Here is a 16,555-nt window from a genome sequence, read left to right on the forward strand (position 1 = left end):
TCATTTCCCCCTGCGGTGCCGGCGCGCCCGCCGGGCCGCGATGCCTCCTCGCCATGCCAGCCGGCTCATGTCAGAGCTCGAAATCGTCGTGCGGCGTATCCCAGGGGAACGGGTCTCGTCCCGTCAGGGCCAGGAGGAAGTCGCGGTAGAACTGGAACAGCAGCGTCACCCCGAGCGACGCGATGCCGACCAGCAGCACGTACTGGAACGGCCAGAGCGGGATGATCATGCTCTCGGTCATGCGGCCGATCCGCATCGTGCGCTCCGCCGCGGGCAGGCCCCACCAGATGAAGGCCAGGGCGAACAGCGCGCCCAGCAGGCTCGCCGCGGCGCGCACGGCGAAGGCGAACCGCACCCGTCCCGACCGCATCAGCCATTCCGGCAGGACGGTGACGGCGAGATGGGTGCGCTGGGCCTGCGCGGTGCCGAAGTAGAGGAAGGTCGCCGCGATCAGGAAGTAGGTGACCGCGTCCTGGCCCCAGTAGAAGGTCTGCCCGAACAGGTAGCGGCGGAAGATCTCGATGACGGCGAGCAGCGTCGCGCAGAACAGCGTCACCGCGGCGAGGGTGCCGAAGATCCGGTCCTGCAGGAACCGCCAGCCGCGGTAGAGTTGGTTCATGCCTCCTCCGCCACGATCGGAGCCATGGGGGCGGAGGGGGCGCAGGCCCCCGTCCGCTCTTCCAGCCGGCCCTCACCTCAGGAGCGCTGGAAATGCCCTGCCAGGGTGGTGCAGTCGGTCTGCTCGATCCAGGAGGAGCCGAGCGGATGCGCCTGCGAGGCGGCCCGCGCCTCCTCGATGAACCGGTCCACCCATTTGTGCGCGTCCCGCGGGGTGTTCGCCTTCACCCAGCGCGTCGTCGCATCCCCTAGCGCCTCGGCAAGCCGCTGCCGCTCCTCCTCGGTGAGGACGTAGATGCCCGGCCGGCCCGGATCCTCCGTGCGGTACTGGGCGAGCAGCCGCTGGTCGTTGCACCAGTTGAGCTGCTTCGACAGCGGGATCACCTCCTCCACGATCAGCTTGCGCAAGGCCTCGCGTGTCGGCTCGTTCAAGCGGCCCCACCACCGCCGGCTCACCCCGACCCAGTAGTAGTCGCCGACGATGCCGTTGATGCCGGCCACCGTGTAGAAGGGCGCCTGGTCGCGCGTGACGTTGAAGCCGCCGAGGCTGGTGAGCAGCCCATCGATCACCCCGGTCTGTATCGCCGGAGGCACGTCGCCGAAGGCCATTACCACCGGGGAGGCGCCCCAGGCCTCCAGCATGGCGTTCTCCGCCGGGCCCATGCTGCGAATCTTCTTGCCGCGGAAATCCTCCGGGGAGACCAGCCGCTGCCGCGCCCCGACGCCCATGAACATGCTGAGATGCGCGGTGCCGAGCACCTCGATGCCGTGCAGGTCGGCGAAGCGCTGGCGCAGCATCTTTATGGTCTCGAAATTGTCGAGCTGTTCCATCGCTCCCGGCGTGGTCAGCAGCATCGGGCCCGCGACCACGTTCATCCAGCGGTCCACGGAGGCGGTCTTGCCGAACTGGCCCCAGGCCATCTCCAGATTGCCCTCGGCCATCGCCTCCACCGCCTCGGGAATCGTGTAGAGCGCCCCGGCGTGATAGACGCGCAGCTCGCTGCCCGGGATCACTTCCGGCAGCCGCCTGCGGAAGAATTCCTGCGCGAGGGCCGCCGGATGCGGCGGCGGCGAATGGTCTGCGGCCAGCCGGATCACCACCGGCCGCAATTGCTGCGCGCGCGCCACATGCACCCGCGGCAGCCCGCCGGCCATCAGGCCGACGCCGGCCGCGACGGCGCCAAGGAAGGATCGCCTCCTGGTCGGAGATCGCGTCATGTCGTGCCTCCCGGATCGCGGCATTCGCCGCTTCGTTCTTCTTTTTCAGGCAGGCCGGAGCCGTGGCTGCGGAGCTGCGGCATCCGGCCCCGGCGGCAACATAATCCGTCGCCGCCGGCACGTCACCCCGCGCGCGGCGGCACTTGCGAAATAGTGTGCCGCGCCGCGCGCGATGCTGCGGCGCAATACGTCCGCCGCCTCAGGGCGCGGGCATGGACCGGCTCCAGCGCAGGTACCGCTCCACCGACCGCATCAGCGCCGCCTTGCCGCCGTGCGGGATCTCGCGCTCGTGGAAGGCGCCGTAGATCGCCTCGAATTCCAGCGGTGCGAGCCGCGCCGCCATGCCCTCCACCACCTCGGGCGGCAGCGGGATCAGGCAGGGATAGCTGCGCATGAAGCCGAGATGCTTCCGGTCCGGCAGCACCTGCAGGATGTCGCCCGAGAGCAGCGCGCCGCGCTCCTCTGCGCCGCCCTGCCAGTGCGCGACGGTGCCGCCGGCGAAATGCCCGCCGAGACGGTGCAGCGTGACCCCGGGCAGCACCTCCTGCGCCTCGCCCTCCCAGAAGCGCAGCACGGCGGGGTCGTCGCGCATGACATGCGCGCGGTCCGCCGCGTGCAGCCAGACGGGGCAGCCGAAGGCGCGGCCCCATTCCACCATCGTCGTGTAGTAGTGCGGATGCGAGATGGCGATGCCGGCCAGGCCACCGAGCGCGCGCAGCACCGCCTCCGTCGCCGCGTCGAGCAGCGCCACGCAGTCCCACAGCAGGTTGCCCGCCGGCGTGCGCAGCAGCAGCGCGCGCTGGCCGATGGCGAAGGCGGGGAAGGTGAGCAGCGCGAGCAGGTCAGGGCCCAGCGCCCGCCAGCCATTGGTATGGGTCTGGCGCAGGCGATCGAGCGTGGTCCAGCCCTGGCCGGTGGCAGGAACGAATTGCCGCTCGTCCTCGCAGATCGGGCAGGCGGGTGGCGGCGCCTCCGTCTCGGCGAATTGCGTGCCGCAGGCGGTGCAGAGGAAGCAGGGCATGGCGGCGCGAGTCTCGGCCTGCGCGCCTTCCGCCGTCAACCGACACCGTCCGCCTTCAGCACCTCGCCCGCGAGGTACAGGCTGCCGCAGATCAGCACCCGCGCCGGCGGCCCTTCCCGCGGCAGCGCCGCCAGCGCCCCGGCCACGTTTGGTCCCGGCCGTGCCGCCCCGCCGCTGGCGGCGCGGATCGCCTCCACCGGCATCGCCAGGTGCTGGCCGGGCTCCGCCACCGCCCAGAGCGTGTCGGCGAGCGGCAGCAGGGGGCGCAGGAATTCCGCCGCGCCCTTGCCCTGCTTCATGCCGACCAGCAGGTGCAGCGGCCGCCCGGGCTCCGCCTCCCGCCAGGCGGCGCAGTGCGCCGCAAGGGCAAGGCCCGCGCCGGGATTGTGGCCTCCGTCCAGCCAGAGCTCCCATCCGGGCGGCAGGCCCGCCGCGAGCCGCCCGGCCAGGCGCTGCAGCCGCGCCGGCCATTCCGCCCGCACGAGCCCCGCCGCGATGGCCGCGCCATCCAGCCAGGGCGGGTTCCAGGCGCGCAGCGCGGCGATGGCGATGCCGGCATTGTCGGCCTGGTGCGCGCCGGGAAGGGAGGGAAGGGGCAGGTCGAGCGCGCCCTCCGCATCGGCATAGCGCAACCCACCCGCGCGCGGCGTCACGCTCCAGGCCTCGCCGCGCGCGAGCAGCGGCGCGCCGAGCGACCGTGCCCGCTCCGCGATCACCGCCAGCGCCTCCGGCTGCTGCGCGCCGGTGGCGCAGGGCACGCCGGGCTTGAGGATGCCGGCCTTCTCGGCGGCGATGCGCGCCAGGGTGTCGCCGAGGAAGTCCATGTGGTCCATGGAGATGCTGGTGATCGCGGTCGCCGCCGGCCGTGCCACCACATTGGTCGCGTCCAGCCGGCCGCCGAGCCCGACCTCCAGCACCAGCAGGTCGGCGGGGACGCGGCTGAACAGCAGCAGGGCAGCGGCGGTGGTGATCTCGAACACGGTGATCGGCGCGCCGGCATTCGCCCGCTCCACCTCCTCCAGGGCCGCCGCCAGCGCCTCCTCCTCTACCAGCGTGCCGGCGAGGCGGATGCGCTCGTGGAAGCGCACCAGGTGCGGAGACGTGTAGGCGTGCACGCGCCGCCCGGCCGCCTCGGCGATGGCGCGCAGGAAGGCGCAGGTGGAGCCCTTGCCGTTGGTGCCCGCCACATGCACCACGGGCGGCAGGCGCCGCTCCGGATGGCCGAGCGCGGCGAGGCAGCGCTCCATCCGGCCGAGGCTGAGGTCGATCAGCCTCGGATGCAGGGCGTGCAGGCGATCTATGATGGCTTCGGAACGGGGCATGGCCTTGCCGGGGTCGCGCCCCGGCCGCAAGGGAAGCGCCTTGATCGCGGGGGGCTGGAAGCAGCCGAAAGCGTAACCCCGCTCCACGAACAAGGGGCCGGAGCCGTTTCCGCGATCACGGCCGGGTGGGAAACGGCTCCAGGGCCGTTGCCGCGCGCATGGCCGGGCGGAAGCGGCTCTAGGCCTGCGCGCCGGCGGGCGCCGGAGGCGGCAGGGCCGGGACGGGCTCGCCCTCCGCGACCTCCGCCGCCGCCTCGGGCATGCGCAGCAGGCCGATCAGGCGGGCGAGGGTGGCACGCATCTCGCTTCGCCTCACCACCATGTCGAGGATGCCGTGCTCCAGCAGGTACTCGGCGCGCTGGAAGCCCTCGGGGAGCTTCTCGCGCACCGTCTGCTCGATCACGCGCGCGCCGGCGAAGCCGATCAGCGCCCCAGGTTCGGCAAGCTGGAGGTCGCCGAGCATGGCGAAGCTCGCCGTCACCCCGCCCGTGGTCGGGTCGCAGAGCACGACGATGAAGGGCAGCCCCGCCTCCTTCACCATGCGCGTGGCGATGACGGTGCGCGGCATCTGCATCAGGCTGATCGCGCCCTCCTGCATCCGCGCCCCGCCCGAGGCGGTGAAGACGATCAGCGGCGCGTCCTGCAGCACGGCGAGCTTCGCCGCCGTGACCAGCGCCTCCCCCACCCCGGCGCCCATGGAGCCGCCGAGGAAGGAGAATTCGAAGGCCGCGATGACGGCGCGGTGACCCTCGATGGCCCCGTGCGCCACCATCACCGCGTCCTCCTGCCCGGCCCGCGCCTGCGCCTCCTTCAGCCGGTCGGCATAGCGGCGCTGGTCGCGGAAGCGCAGCGGGTCCATCGGCGCCTTGGGCAGCTCGATCCGCTGCCAGCCGGGATCGAAGGTGATGTCCAGCCGCTGCTTCGCACCGATGCGCAGATGGTGGCCGCAATGCGGGCAGACATGCAGCGCGCGCTCGAGGTCGCGGTGGAAGATCATCTGCTCGCAGGCGGGGCATTTGTGCCAGAGGTTGTCCGGCACCTCGCGGGGGCCGCCGAAGAGCGTCTTGATCTTCGGCAGCGCCCATTCGCTGATCCAGTTCATGCGCGCATCCTGCCCCGCGGGGCGTGACCGGGGCCGCGGCGGGGGTGGCGGCAGAGTAGAAGGCGGCGGGACGGGACGCAAGGCCCCGCATGCGCGCGGGGAGGGGCGGCCGCGGCTCAGCCCGCCTGGCGCGCCCCCCTGACCGCCAGGGCGAGGCCCCGCACCTGGTCGAGCACCTGCCGGGACGTGTCGGGCCGTGCCCGCCCCTGCTCGTCCAGGGAGGCGGCGAGCGTGTCCACCAGCGCCGTGCCCACCACCGCGCCGTCGGCGAGGCGCGCCGCCTCGGCCGCCTGCTGCGGCGTGCGGATGCCGAAGCCGATCGCCAGCGGCAGGCCGGTGTGGCGGCGGATGCGCGGAATCGCCGCCGCCAGCGCCTCCCGCGTCGCGCTGCGGGTGCCGGTGATGCCGGTGATCGAGACGTAGTAGACGAAGCCGCTGGTGGCGGCGAGCACGCGCGGCAGCCGCGCCTCGTCCGTGGTCGGCGCCACCAGGCGGATCAGGTCGAGGCCCGCCGCCTTCGCATGCGGCTCGATCTCGTCCGCCTCCTCGGGCGGCACGTCCACCACGATCAGCCCGTCCACCCCCGCCGCCGCCGCATCGGCGCAGAAGCGCGCCACGCCATAGGCGAAGATCGGGTTGTAGTAGCCCATCAGCACCACCGGGGTGGCGGCGTCGCCGGCGCGGAACTCGCGCACCATGCCGAGCACGCCGGCGAGCGTCGCCCCCGCCTTCAGCGCCCGCAGCGCGGCGCGCTGGATGGAGGGGCCATCCGCCATCGGGTCGGTGAAGGGCACGCCGATCTCGATCACGTCCGCCCCCGCCTCCGGCAGGCCGCGCAGGATGGCGAGGGAGGTCTCCCGGTCCGGGTCGTAGGCCTGCAGGTAGGTGACCAGCGCGCCGCGCCCCTCGCGCTGCAGCGCGGCGAAGCGGGCGGCGATGCGGCCCGCCGGCGCGGTGGGGCCCGCGCCCCGCTCTCCGGAGGCCTGCGGCGCTCCGCGATCGGGCCGGCTCACATCTCCACTCCCAGATGGCGGGCGACGGCGAAGATGTCCTTGTCGCCGCGGCCGCACAGGTTCATCACGATGATCCGGTCCTCCGGCAGGGTCGGCGCGAGGCGGACCACATGCGCCAGCGCGTGCGCCGGCTCCAGCGCCGGGATGATGCCCTCCAGCCGTGCGCAGAGCTGGAAGGCGGCCAGCGCCTCCTCGTCCGTGGCGCTGACATACTCCACCCGGCCGAGCTCGTGCAGCCAGGCATGCTCCGGTCCGACGCCGGGGTAGTCGAGCCCGGCGCTGATCGAGTGCGCCTCGCGGATCTGCCCGTCCCCGTCTTGCAGCAGGTAGGTGCGGTTGCCGTGCAGCACGCCGGGCCGGCCGCGGCTGAGGGAGGCCGCGTGCTCCTCCGTCTCCACCCCGCGCCCCGCCGCCTCGACGCCGAACATGCGCACCGAGGGATCGTCGAGGAAGGGGAAGAACAGCCCCATGGCGTTCGAGCCGCCACCGATCGCGGCGACCAGCGCGTCCGGCAGCCGTCCCTCGGCGGCCTCGAGCTGCGCGCGCACCTCCTCGCCGATCACGCTCTGGAAGTCGCGCACCATCATCGGATAGGGGTGCGGGCCCGCGACGGTGCCGATGCAGTAGTAGGTGTCGGCCACGTTCGCCACCCAGTCGCGCAGCGCCTCGTTCATCGCGTCCTTCAGCGTCGCCGCGCCGGAGGTGACGGGGCGGATCTCGGCGCCGAGCAGCTTCATGCGGAACACGTTGGGCTGCTGCCGCTCCACATCCGTAGCGCCCATGAACACGGTGCAGGGCAGGTCGAACAGCGCGCAGGCGGTGGCGGTGGCGACGCCGTGCTGGCCGGCGCCGGTCTCGGCGATGATGCGCCGCTTGCCCATGCGCTTGGCCAGCAGGATCTGGCCGAGCACGGCGTTGATCTTGTGCGCGCCGGTGTGGTTCAACTCGTCGCGCTTGAAGTAGACCTTCGCGCCGCCGAGGTGCCGCGTCAGCCGCTCGGCGAACCACAGCGGGCTCGGGCGGCCGACGTAATGCGCCAGCAGCCGCCGCCATTCCGCCATGAAGGCGGCGTCGCGCTTCGCCTCGTCATAGGCGCGCTCGACCTCGAGGATCAGCGGCATCAGCGTCTCGGCGACGAAGCGGCCGCCGAATTCGCCGAAGCGGCCGCGGGCATCGGGACCCTGGCGGAAGGAGTTGGGCAGCGGCTTGCTCACGATGGTTCCCCGGTTGCCGGGCTGACATAGCGCCGGAGCGCCGGGGCGGGTAGGGTGGCCGCTCCCGGACCGGAGGCGGCTCAGCCGGGAAGGCCCCGCGCCGCGGCGACGAAGGCGCGGATCAGCGCCGGGTCCTTCACGCCCCGCGCCCGCTCCACGCCCGAGGACACGTCCACCCCCGGCGCGCCGCTCATCCGCAGCGCCTCGGCGACGTTTCCGGGCGTGAGCCCGCCGGCCAGCAGCCAGGGGCGGGGAATGGCGCGGCCGGCGGTGAGCGACCAGTCGAAGGCCGCGGCGTTGCCGCCGGGCAGCGCGGCCCCCGGCGGCGGCCGGGCGTCGAGCAGGAAGCGGTCCACCGCCGGCGCATAGGCGGCGAGCGCCTCCAGATCCTCCGGCGCCGCGACGCCGATCGCCTTCATCACCGGCCTGCCGAAGCGGGCGCGGAGGACGGCGCAGCGGGCCGGCTCCTCGGTGCCGTGGAGCTGGATCAGGTCGAGCGGCAGCGCCGCCAGGACCTCCGCGACCGTCGCCTCGGCCGGGTCCACGAACAGCCCGACGCGCAGCGGCCCGCCCGGATGCCGCGCCGAGAGCGCCGCCGCCTGCGCCGGCGTCACCGCGCGCGGGGAGGGGGGGTAGAAGACGAAGCCGAGCATGTCGGCCCCGGCCGCCACCGCCGCGTCGAAGGAAGCGGCGTCGTTGACGCCGCAGATCTTCACGGTGGTCATCCGGCGATCCCGGCGGCGATCGCCGCCGCCGCCGCCGCCGGATCCGCCGCGCCGGTGACCGGCCGCCCGAGCACGATCCAGTCGGCCCCGGCCGCCAGCGCCTCGGCCGGGGTGGCGGTGCGGGCCTGGTCGCCGGCGGCGCTGCCCGCCGGCCGCACGCCCGGCACCACCAGGAAGGGGGCCGGGCCGAATTCCGCGCGCAGCGGCGCCACCTCCCGCGGCGAGCAGACCAGCCCGTCCGCCCCGGCGGCGAGGGCGAGGCGGGCCAGCCGCAACACCTGCGCCACCGGCGCGTCGGCGACGCCGGTGGCCGCCAGCGCGGCGGAGTCGAGGCTGGTCAGCACCGTCACCGCGAGCAGGGCCGGGCGCCGCCCGCCCGCCCGCTCCGCCGCCTCCCGCGCCGCCTCCAGCATGGCGGCGCCGCCCGCGGCATGCAGGGTGAGCATGGCCGGGCCGAGCGGCGACAGGGCGCGCACCGCGCCGGCCACGGTGTTCGGAATGTCGTGCAGCTTCAGGTCGAGGAAGACGGGGGCGCGCGCGCCGATGCGGCGCACCGCCTCCGGCCCCGCCGCGCCGAACAGTTCGAGCCCGACCTTCAGCAGGCCGCAGCGGGGCGCCAGCGCCTCCGCCAGGCGCTCCGCCCGGGAGAGGTCGGCGGTGTCGAGCGCCGCGACGATCCGCGCCGCGGCGCTTCGCGGGCGTTCCAGGAGGAGGGCGGCCATCGGTGGGGCGCGCCTGGCGGCACCCGCCTCAGGCCGCCGGGCGGTGCAGGCGCACGACGCCCGTGCCGGCGCCGGCGACCGGCGGCACCGGCCCGACCTCGCGCGCGGTGCGGGCGCGGAGATCGGCAAGCTCCGCCTCCAGCACCCGCGCCGCCTCCTCGAGCCGCCGCGCCCGGCGGCGGTACTGCAGCGCGCCGAGCCAGGCGACTAGCGCCCCGAACAGGAAGGCGAGCGCGCCGAAGACCAGCATCGCCACGGAGAGCGGCACCACCCAGGCGACATCGAAGGGCCAGAGGCCGAGCGCCACCTCCTGCCGGTTGGACAGGCCGAACAGGATCAGCACCACGAGCAGGGGGAGCAGCAGCAGCCAGCGCATCACGCCACCCGCGCCGAGGCGGCGCCCTGCGCCGGAGAAGTGGCCTTCTGCGGCGGGCCGCCATTGATGCGCTCGCGCAGCTCCTTGCCCGGCTTGAAGTAGGGCACCGCCTTGCCGGCGACCGCCACCGCCGCGCCGGTGCGCGGGTTGCGCCCGGTGCGCGGCTCCCGCCGCTTGGCCGAGAAGGCGCCGAAGCCGCGCAGCTCCACGCGGTCGCCGCGTGCCAGCGCGGCGGTGATCTCGTCGAAGATCGTGGCCACGATCAGCTCGACATCGGGCTGGCGGAGATGCGGATTCGCCGCCGCCAGCTGCGCGATCAGCTCGCTCTTCGTCATGGATGCTCCGTCGCTCAGCGGGGAGCCTGCCAGAGCAGGCGCGGCCCGTCAACGCCAAGCCATTCTGAAATCACGGTTTTTGCAAGGGAGCCGAGGGCAGCCCCGAGCAGCCGGTCGGTGGTGGTGCGCACCCGCACGTCGCGCACCGGCAGGGTCTCCGGCACCTGGCGCTCCGCGGCGAGCCAGGCGCGCGCCTCCGCCTCTCCCCCGATCGCGTCCACGAGGCCCGCGGCGAGCGCCTGGCGGCCGGTGAAGATCCGCCCGTCGGCGAGGGGGCGCACCGCCGCCGGGTCCATCCGCCGCCCCGCCGCCACCTTGGCCACGAATTGCTCGTGCAGGTCCACCACGACGCGGTTCAGCTCCTCCCGCCCCTCGTCGGTGAGCGGGCGGAAGGGGCTCGGCTGGTCCTTGAACGGACCGGAGGCGATGACGTGCACCCGCACGCCGAGCTGCGCCATCAGGTCCGAGACGTCGGGGGATTGCAGCAGCACGCCGATCGAGCCGGTGACGGTCGCCTCCCGCGCGAAGATCCGCTCGGCCGGCAGCGCCACCATGTAGCCCGCCGAGGCGGCGGTGCCGCGCATCACGGCCACCACCGGCTTGCGCGCCTGCAGCCGGGCGATCGCGGCGTGCAGCGCCTCGCCCCCCGCGACGCTGCCGCCCGGGCTGTCTATGGCGAGGATCACCGCCCGGGCGGCGGCGTCGCGCCGCACACGGTCCAGCGCCTCGATCATCCGGCGGTCGTCGCTGATGAAGCCCTCCACCTCCACCCGCGCCACATGGCCGCGGCCGGGCAGCAGCCCCTCCTCGCCGCGGCCCCAGAACAGCACCGCCGCCGCGGCGGCGAGCAGCAGCACGGCGGCGCCGCGCCAGAGGGCGAGCCGGCGCTTCAGCCGCCGGCGGTCGATCAGAAGGTCGGTCTCGAACGCCATGTCCTCTCCATCCCGAGCATCGTGCCGCGCCTTGTACACGCTTTGCCGAGTCCGGGGGGGACATGCGAAGGGGGGAGGGACCGCCCGGCCCCTCCCCCCCGTCGCGTGTCCGCGGTGTCGCGGATCATCACTCCTCGCCGGCCATCTCCCGCCGGCGGCGGATGGCGGCGCCGAGGATGTCGCCGAGCGAGGCGCCGGAGTCGGTCGAGCCGTACTCCTTCATCGCCTCGCGCTCCTCGTCCACCTCCTTGCCCTTGATGGTGAGGGCGAGGCGCCGGGCGGCGCGGTCCACCGCCGTGACCTTGGCATCCACCTTCTCGCCCACGGCGAAGCGCTCGGGGCGCTGGTCGGCGCGGTCCTTCGCCAGTTCGGCGCGGCGGATGAAGCCGGTGAGCACGTCGTCCACCTTCACCTCGATGCCGTTCGACTGCACCGCGGTGACGACGCAGGTGACGATGTCGCCCTTGCGGACGCGGTCGAGCACCTCGGCCGCCGGGTCGGCCTCGAGCTGCTTGATGCCGAGGGAGATGCGCTCCTTCTCGACATCCACGTCGAGCACCTTGGCCTTGACCACGTCGCCCTTGTGGTACCTGGCCATGGCCTGCTCGCCCGGCAGGTCCCAGGAGATGTCCGACATGTGCACCATGCCGTCGAGCTCCGGGCCAAGGCCGATGAACAGGCCGAACTCCGTGATGTTGCGGATCTCTCCCTCGACGATCGAGCCGGGCGGATGCGCCTCGGCGAACAGCTCCCAGGGGTTGCCCTGGGCCTGCTTGAGGCCGAGCGAGATGCGCCGCTTCGGCTCGTCCACGTCGAGGATCATCACGTCCACTTCCTGGCTGGTCGCGACGATCTTGCCCGGATGGACGTTCTTCTTGGTCCAGGACATCTCGGAGACGTGGACCAGCCCCTCCACCCCCGGCTCCAGCTCCACGAAGGCGCCGTAATCGGTGATGTTGGTGACGCGGCCGGAGAATTTGGCGCCCACCGGGTACTTCAGCGCCACGCCGTCCCACGGGTCGGCCATGAGCTGCTTCATGCCGAGAGAGATGCGCTGGGTCTCCGGGTTGAAGCGGATGACCTGCACCTTGACCTTCTGGCCGATCTCCAGCGCCTCGGAGGGGTGGTTGATGCGCCGCCAGGCGATGTCGGTGACGTGCAGCAGCCCGTCCACGCCGCCGAGGTCCACGAAGGCGCCGTAGTCGGTGATGTTCTTCACCACGCCCTCGAGGACCATGCCCTCCTTGAGGCCCTGCACGAGCTCGGCCCGCTGCTCGGCCCGCGTCTCCTCGAGCACGGCGCGGCGGGAGACGACGATGTTGCCGCGCGCGCGGTCCATCTTGAGGATCTGGAAGGGCTGCGGCGTGCCCATCAGCGGCTGCACGTCGCGCACCGGGCGGATGTCCACCTGGCTGCCCGGCAGGAAGGCGACGGCGCCGCCGAGATCCACCGTGAAGCCGCCCTTGACGCGGCCGAAGATCGTGCCGGTGACGCGCTGGCCGGCCTGGAACGCCTTCTCGAGGTTGGTCCAGGCCTCCTCGCGGCGCGCCTTCTCGCGCGACAGCACGATCGAGCCGTCGCGGTCCTCGTAGCGCTCGATGAACAGCTCGACCACGTCGCCGGGCTTGACCTCGGGCTTCTGGCCGGGCGGCGCGAATTCCTTGAGGGGCACGCGCCCCTCGCTCTTCAGCCCCACATCCACGATGGCGTAGTCGTCATCCACGCGGATGACCCTGCCGGTCACGACCGAGCCGGCGAAGCCGGTGTCCGGGCCTAGGGTGGCGTCGAGGAGGGCGGCGAAATCCTCGGCTCCCGCGTGGTCGTGCGTGGCGAGGCTGGTGGCAGATGCCATGGAGTTCCGTGTTCCTGATGGGCCCGCGCTGCGGGCCAAGGCCTGCGCCCCCGCGGTCGGCGACGGCGGGCCGTCGGCCGGCGGGCACGACTTGGTCCGGCACCTTCCCCATTCCGGTGCCCGGCGACCCTGATGGCATGGGCGGCGTGACGGCCCGCCCGCTTCCGGTCCCGCAATCGGAGCGAGGGCGGCACGAGGTGCCACCCGTTTCCTGCAAGCGCGAACACCGCGCCCCGGCGAGAGGTCACGGCAGCATCGGCCTAGGCGCTCCGCCGCCCGAGGTCAAGCGGAAAGCGGCGCCCCCGCCTCCGCGAGCCGCGCCCGCACCAGCCGCAGCGCCGCGGCGAAGGCCGCCTCGGCGTCGAGGGCGGTGGTGTCGAGCAGCAGGGCGTCCGCCGCCGGCCGCAGCGGCGCGGCGGCGCGGCTGGAATCCTGCGTGTCCCGCGCCCTCAGCTCGGCCTCCACCTGGCCCGGATCGGCCTCGACGCCGCGGCCGCGCAGCTCCTCGAAGCGGCGGCGGGCGCGCACCTCGAGGCTCGCGGTCACGAACAGCTTCACCGGCGCGTCGGGAAAGACCACCGTGCCGATGTCCCGCCCGTCCAGCACCGCGCCGCGGCGCCGGCCGAACTCCCGCTGGAAGTCGAGCAGGGCGGTCCGCACCCCGGGGATCGCGGCGACCGCGCTCGCCGCCATGTCGGCCTCCGGGCTGCGCAGGTCGGGGCGCTCGAGGTCGGCCGGCCGCAGGGCCCGCGCCTCGGCCTCGGCCACCCGCGCGTCGCGCGGGTCCACGCCGCGGTCGAGCACGCGGCGCCCGACGGCGCGGTAGAGCAGGCCGGTGTCGAGATAGGGCAGGCCGAGCGCCGCGGCGAGGCGGCGGGCCAGCGTGCCCTTGCCGGCGGCGGCCGGGCCGTCCACGGCGATGATCAGGGGCGCCCCGGGGGCCCTCTCCTCGGCCCCGGCCATCACGCCGGCCCGATCGCCCCGCCGCCGGCGGCCTGGTTCACCAGCGCGGCGAAGCCGGGGAAGCTCGTCTCGATGAAGCGCGCATCGTCCACCGCGACCGGCGCGCGGGCGGCGAGGCCCATCACCAGCGCGCTCATGGCGATGCGGTGGTCCATGTGGGTCGCCACGACGCCGCCGCCCGGAACGGCGCCGCCCGCGCCGTGCACCACGAGGTCGTCGCCCGCGATCTCCGCCCGCACGCCGTTGGCGGCGAGCAGGGCGGCGGTGGCGGCGAGGCGGTCGCTCTCCTTCACCCGCAGCTCGGCGAGGCCGCGCAGCCGCGTCGTGCCCTCGGCCGCGGCCGCCGCCACGGCGAGGACCGGGTACTCGTCGATCATCGAGGGCGCGCGGCCGGGCGGCACCTCGACGCCGCGCAGGGCGGAGGCCTCCACCACCAGGTCCCCGACCGGCTCGCCCCCCTCGGTGCGGGCGTTCTCCACCGTGAGCGCCGCGCCCATCTCCCGCAGCGTGGCGAACAGGCCGGCGCGCAGCGGGTTGAGCCCGACATTCTCGACGACGAGGCGCGAGCCCGGCACCAGCAGCGCCGCCACCACCAGGAAGGCGGCCGAGGAGGGATCGCCCGGCACCCGCACCGGCGCCGCCGCCAGCTCCGGCTGGCCCTCCAGCTCGATGACGCGCCCGCCGCCCGCCTCGGCCACGTGGACGGTGGCGCCGAAATGGCGCAGCATGTTCTCGGTGTGGTCGCGGGTCGGCTCCGGCTCCACCACGCGCGTCGTGCCGGGGGCGCAGAGGCCGGCGAGCAGGCAGGCGCTCTTCACCTGGGCCGAGGCGACGGGAAGCCGGTAGTCGAGCGGCAGGGGGTCGGAGGCGCCGCGCACCGCGAGCGGCAGCCGCCCCCCCTCGCGCGACCAGAAGAGTGCGCCGGTGGCGGAAAGCGGCTCGGTAACGCGGCGCATCGGCCGCCGGCGCAGCGAGGCGTCGCCGGTAAGGACGGCGAAGACCGGGTGCCCGGCGAGCAGCCCGCAGAGCAGCCGCGCGGCGGTGCCGGAATTGCCCATGTCGAGCACGTCCGCGGGCTCCGCCAGGCCGCCGATGCCGCGCCCGGCCACCCGCCAGCGCCCCTCGCCCAGCCGCTCCACCTCGGCGCCGAGGGCGCGCATGGCGGCGGCGGTGCGCAGCACGTCCTCGCCCTCCAGCAGCCCCGTGATCTCGGTGGTGCCGACCGCGAGGGCGCCGAACATCAGGGCGCGGTGGCTGATGGACTTGTCGCCGGGCACGGCGAGGCGGCCGGAGAGGGGCGCGGCCGGCCGGCCGGCGCGGAGCGGCGTCGCGGCGGGGCCGTCGGCGGGGGCGGAACGGGGCATGAGGCGCGCGTTTGACACGGGGCGGAGCGCGTGGCAATCGCCGCCCCCCGGCCGAGGCGCCCGCACCGGCCGCCCGCGCCTGTCCCGCCGGTCGCCGTGGCGCCGAAGCCCGCCGGTTCCGCCGCGCGCGGGACCGACCCATCCACCCCCGGCACGGGGGCGAACGAGGTTTCCCGATGGCCAAGCCCGAACTGGGCCTCAAGCGCGTCTGCGTCGCCTGCAACACGAAATTCTACGACCTGATGCGCGCGCCCGCGATCTGCCCGAAATGCGGCACCGAGCAGCCGGCCGAGCAGCCGCGCCTGCGCCGCCCCAGCGGCGGCGCCCAGGCCGAGGACAAGGTGAAGAAGCGCCTTCTCGCCCCGGACATCGAGGGGGAGGAGGTGGAGCTCGAGGATGTCGAGGCGGACGAGACCATCGAGGACGCCGAGGAGCTGGAGGACGAGGCCGAGGGCCTCGGCGAGGAGATCGAGGTCGAGGCCGACCGCGACGAGGAGAGCTGAGCCGGCGCCCCCTCGCGGGCCTGGCCTGCGAACCATGCCGCCGGCGCCATCGCTCCGCCTGACCCGGCTGCGGCTGCGGGACTTCCGGAGCTGGGCGGCGCTGACCGCCCGCTTCGGGGCCGGGATCGTCGTCGTCACCGGCGAGAACGGGGCGGGCAAAACCAACCTGCTCGAGGCGATCAGCCTGCTCGGCCCCGGCCGCGGCCTGCGCGGCGCGCGTGCGGCCGAGCTGGCGCGGCAGGGGGACGGGGAGGGGCCGCTGCCCTGGGCGGCGGCAGGACGCTTCGAGGGGCCCTGGGGCGGGTTCGACATCGGCACCGGCACCCCGGAGGGCGGGCCGCTCGCCCGGCGCGCCTTCCGCCTCGACGGCCTGCCCCTGCGCGGCCAGGCGGACCTCGCCGAGCGGGTGGCCGCGGTCTGGCTGACGCCGCAGATGGACCGGCTGTTCCAGGACGCGGCGAGCGACCGCCGTCGCTTCCTCGACCGGCTGGTCTGGGCGCTGGAGCCGCACCACGCCCGCGAGGTGGCGGCCTACGACCACGCCATGGCGCAGCGCAACCGGCTGCTCGCGGGCGAGCGGCGGGAGGGCGCGCGCGCCGACCCGGCCTGGCTCGCCGCGCTGGAGGAGGCGATGGCGCGGCACGGGGTGGCCGCCGCCGCGGCGCGCCGGGGGCTGGTGGCGCGGCTGAATGCGGCGCTCGCCCGGGGCATCACCGGCGCCTTCCCGGCGGCGCGGCTGGAGCTCGCCTGCGCCGTCTCGGCCGCGCTCGGCGCCGCGCCGGCGCTCGCGGTGGAGGAGGGGCTGCGCGCGGAATGGGCGGCGAGCCGCGGCCGCGACGCCGCGGCGGGGGCGACGCTCGCCGGCCCGCACCGCGCCGATCTCGGCTTCGTCCACCTGCCGAGGGAGCTGCCCGCCGCGCTGTGCTCGACCGGGGAGCAGAAGGCGCTGCTGGTGGCGGTGGTGCTGGCGCACGCGGCGCTGATCGCCGAGGCGCGCGGCTTCGCGCCGCTGCTGCTTTTGGACGAGGTGGCGGCGCATCTCGACGCGCCGCGGCGCGAGGCGCTGTTCGCCGCCCTCGCCGCCCTGCCCGCGCAGTCCTTCCTCACCGGCACCGATGCGGCGCTGTTCGCACCGCTCCGGGGGGTGGCGGAGGGGTTCCGGGCGGGGGGCGGGCAGCTCGTTCCGGATGCCGATTTGCCCGTGCCGTAAGCACCGACAATCCCTATATTCCACCCGATTCCCGCAGCCGAATTCCCGAGGAGTTTCCCGCCGGC

The 16,555-nt window shown here is 74.6% G+C and carries 17 protein-coding genes; 2 read left to right on the plus strand and 15 right to left on the minus strand.

The features are described 5' to 3' along the window. Positions 1–70: 70 nt before the first annotated feature. The 15 genes from ET526_RS05830 to aroA all read right to left on the minus strand — a co-directional run bounded on the left by ET526_RS05830 (position 71) and on the right by aroA (position 14,777). Positions 71–619 (minus strand): TRAP transporter small permease, encoded by a 549-nt coding sequence (locus ET526_RS05830; RefSeq protein WP_135466736.1) that lies wholly within the window; start codon positions 617–619, stop codon positions 71–73. Between the two features lie 77 nt (positions 620–696). Continuing rightward, complete coding sequence (locus ET526_RS05835; protein WP_158295510.1) at positions 697–1,836, minus strand: TRAP transporter substrate-binding protein; 1,140 nt, start codon at positions 1,834–1,836, stop codon at positions 697–699. Between the two features lie 199 nt (positions 1,837–2,035). Beyond that, the gene (locus tag ET526_RS05840) at positions 2,036–2,896 is read right to left on the minus strand and encodes an MBL fold metallo-hydrolase (protein ID WP_204623504.1); all 861 of its coding nucleotides are present in this window, start codon (positions 2,894–2,896) and stop codon (positions 2,036–2,038) included. Further along, a complete protein-coding gene (locus tag ET526_RS05845) occupies positions 2,893–4,179 on the minus strand; it encodes a bifunctional folylpolyglutamate synthase/dihydrofolate synthase (RefSeq protein WP_135466738.1) in 1,287 nt (428 codons plus the stop codon). Before ET526_RS05845 ends, ET526_RS05840 begins: the two co-directional genes overlap by 4 nt. A gap of 178 nt (positions 4,180–4,357) precedes the next feature. After that, positions 4,358–5,281, minus strand: a complete 924-nt coding sequence (gene accD, locus ET526_RS05850) for an acetyl-CoA carboxylase, carboxyltransferase subunit beta (protein WP_135466739.1) — start codon at positions 5,279–5,281, stop codon at positions 4,358–4,360. 116 nt (positions 5,282–5,397) lie between these two features. Continuing rightward, complete coding sequence (gene trpA, locus ET526_RS05855; protein WP_240048280.1) at positions 5,398–6,219, minus strand: tryptophan synthase subunit alpha; 822 nt, start codon at positions 6,217–6,219, stop codon at positions 5,398–5,400. Positions 6,220–6,290: 71 nt separating this feature from the next. Then, a complete protein-coding gene (trpB, locus tag ET526_RS05860) occupies positions 6,291–7,508 on the minus strand; it encodes a tryptophan synthase subunit beta (RefSeq protein WP_135466741.1) in 1,218 nt (405 codons plus the stop codon). An 80-nt stretch (positions 7,509–7,588) separates the two neighbouring features. Then, complete coding sequence (locus ET526_RS05865; RefSeq protein WP_135466742.1) at positions 7,589–8,233, minus strand: phosphoribosylanthranilate isomerase; 645 nt, start codon at positions 8,231–8,233, stop codon at positions 7,589–7,591. Continuing rightward, the gene (gene pyrF / locus ET526_RS05870; protein ID WP_135466743.1) at positions 8,230–8,955 is read right to left on the minus strand and encodes an orotidine-5'-phosphate decarboxylase; all 726 of its coding nucleotides are present in this window, start codon (positions 8,953–8,955) and stop codon (positions 8,230–8,232) included. The genes ET526_RS05865 and pyrF overlap by 4 nt, the downstream gene beginning before the upstream one ends. 28 nt (positions 8,956–8,983) lie before the next feature. After that, positions 8,984–9,331 carry a lipopolysaccharide assembly protein LapA domain-containing protein gene (locus ET526_RS05875; RefSeq protein WP_240048275.1) on the minus strand — a complete coding sequence of 116 codons (348 nt, stop codon included), beginning with the start codon at positions 9,329–9,331 and terminating at the stop codon, positions 8,984–8,986. Continuing rightward, positions 9,331–9,666 carry an integration host factor subunit beta gene (gene ihfB / locus ET526_RS05880; protein ID WP_135466745.1) on the minus strand — a complete coding sequence of 112 codons (336 nt, stop codon included), beginning with the start codon at positions 9,664–9,666 and terminating at the stop codon, positions 9,331–9,333. The genes ET526_RS05875 and ihfB overlap by 1 nt, the downstream gene beginning before the upstream one ends. A 14-nt stretch (positions 9,667–9,680) precedes the next feature. Next, on the minus strand, positions 9,681–10,598 hold the full coding sequence (gene sppA / locus ET526_RS05885; RefSeq protein WP_135466746.1) for a signal peptide peptidase SppA: 918 nt from the start codon (positions 10,596–10,598) through the stop codon (positions 9,681–9,683). Between the two features lie 127 nt (positions 10,599–10,725). Further along, on the minus strand, positions 10,726–12,450 hold the full coding sequence (gene rpsA, locus ET526_RS05890) for a 30S ribosomal protein S1 (protein WP_135466747.1): 1,725 nt from the start codon (positions 12,448–12,450) through the stop codon (positions 10,726–10,728). Between the two features lie 282 nt (positions 12,451–12,732). Continuing rightward, entirely contained in the window at positions 12,733–13,413 is a 681-nt protein-coding gene (cmk, locus tag ET526_RS05895) for a (d)CMP kinase (RefSeq protein WP_135466748.1), read from the minus strand. Beyond that, positions 13,413–14,777, minus strand: coding sequence for a 3-phosphoshikimate 1-carboxyvinyltransferase (gene aroA / locus ET526_RS05900; protein ID WP_135466749.1), 1,365 nt, complete (start codon positions 14,775–14,777; stop codon positions 13,413–13,415). Before aroA ends, cmk begins: the two co-directional genes overlap by 1 nt. Positions 14,778–14,953: 176 nt before the next feature. Between aroA and ET526_RS05905 the strand changes: the two genes are divergently transcribed. Together ET526_RS05905 and recF are read left to right on the plus strand one after the other, a co-directional pair. Continuing rightward, complete coding sequence (locus ET526_RS05905; protein ID WP_135466750.1) at positions 14,954–15,280, plus strand: TIGR02300 family protein; 327 nt, start codon at positions 14,954–14,956, stop codon at positions 15,278–15,280. A 34-nt stretch (positions 15,281–15,314) separates the two neighbouring features. Further along, positions 15,315–16,490, plus strand: a complete 1,176-nt coding sequence (gene recF, locus ET526_RS05910; RefSeq protein WP_135466751.1) for a DNA replication/repair protein RecF — start codon at positions 15,315–15,317, stop codon at positions 16,488–16,490. The last annotated feature ends 65 nt before the right edge of the window (positions 16,491–16,555 follow it).

This window comes from Crenalkalicoccus roseus, from assembly GCF_004761865.1.
GTDB classification, from domain to species: domain Bacteria; phylum Pseudomonadota; class Alphaproteobacteria; order Acetobacterales; family Acetobacteraceae; genus Crenalkalicoccus; species Crenalkalicoccus roseus.

Excerpts from the sequence above, each read along its gene's own strand:
- ET526_RS05875 (WP_240048275.1), bottom strand. The coding sequence starts at position 9,331 with ATGCGCTGGCTGCTGCTGCTCCCCCTGCTCGTGGTGCTGATCCTGTTC.
- rpsA (WP_135466747.1), bottom strand. The coding sequence starts at position 12,450 with ATGGCATCTGCCACCAGCCTCGCCACGCACGACCACGCGGGAGCCGAG.
- aroA (WP_135466749.1), bottom strand. The coding sequence starts at position 14,777 with ATGCCCCGTTCCGCCCCCGCCGACGGCCCCGCCGCGACGCCGCTCCGC.
- recF (WP_135466751.1), top strand. The coding sequence starts at position 15,315 with ATGCCGCCGGCGCCATCGCTCCGCCTGACCCGGCTGCGGCTGCGGGAC.
- sppA (WP_135466746.1), bottom strand. The coding sequence starts at position 10,598 with ATGGCGTTCGAGACCGACCTTCTGATCGACCGCCGGCGGCTGAAGCGC.
- ET526_RS05845 (WP_135466738.1), bottom strand. The coding sequence starts at position 4,179 with ATGCCCCGTTCCGAAGCCATCATAGATCGCCTGCACGCCCTGCATCCG.
- ET526_RS05905 (WP_135466750.1), top strand. The coding sequence starts at position 14,954 with ATGGCCAAGCCCGAACTGGGCCTCAAGCGCGTCTGCGTCGCCTGCAAC.
- pyrF (WP_135466743.1), bottom strand. The coding sequence starts at position 8,955 with ATGGCCGCCCTCCTCCTGGAACGCCCGCGAAGCGCCGCGGCGCGGATC.
- ET526_RS05865 (WP_135466742.1), bottom strand. The coding sequence starts at position 8,233 with ATGACCACCGTGAAGATCTGCGGCGTCAACGACGCCGCTTCCTTCGAC.
- ET526_RS05835 (WP_158295510.1), bottom strand. The coding sequence starts at position 1,836 with ATGACGCGATCTCCGACCAGGAGGCGATCCTTCCTTGGCGCCGTCGCG.
- ihfB (WP_135466745.1), bottom strand. The coding sequence starts at position 9,666 with ATGACGAAGAGCGAGCTGATCGCGCAGCTGGCGGCGGCGAATCCGCAT.
- cmk (WP_135466748.1), bottom strand. The coding sequence starts at position 13,413 with ATGGCCGGGGCCGAGGAGAGGGCCCCCGGGGCGCCCCTGATCATCGCC.
- ET526_RS05830 (WP_135466736.1), bottom strand. The coding sequence starts at position 619 with ATGAACCAACTCTACCGCGGCTGGCGGTTCCTGCAGGACCGGATCTTC.
- accD (WP_135466739.1), bottom strand. The coding sequence starts at position 5,281 with ATGAACTGGATCAGCGAATGGGCGCTGCCGAAGATCAAGACGCTCTTC.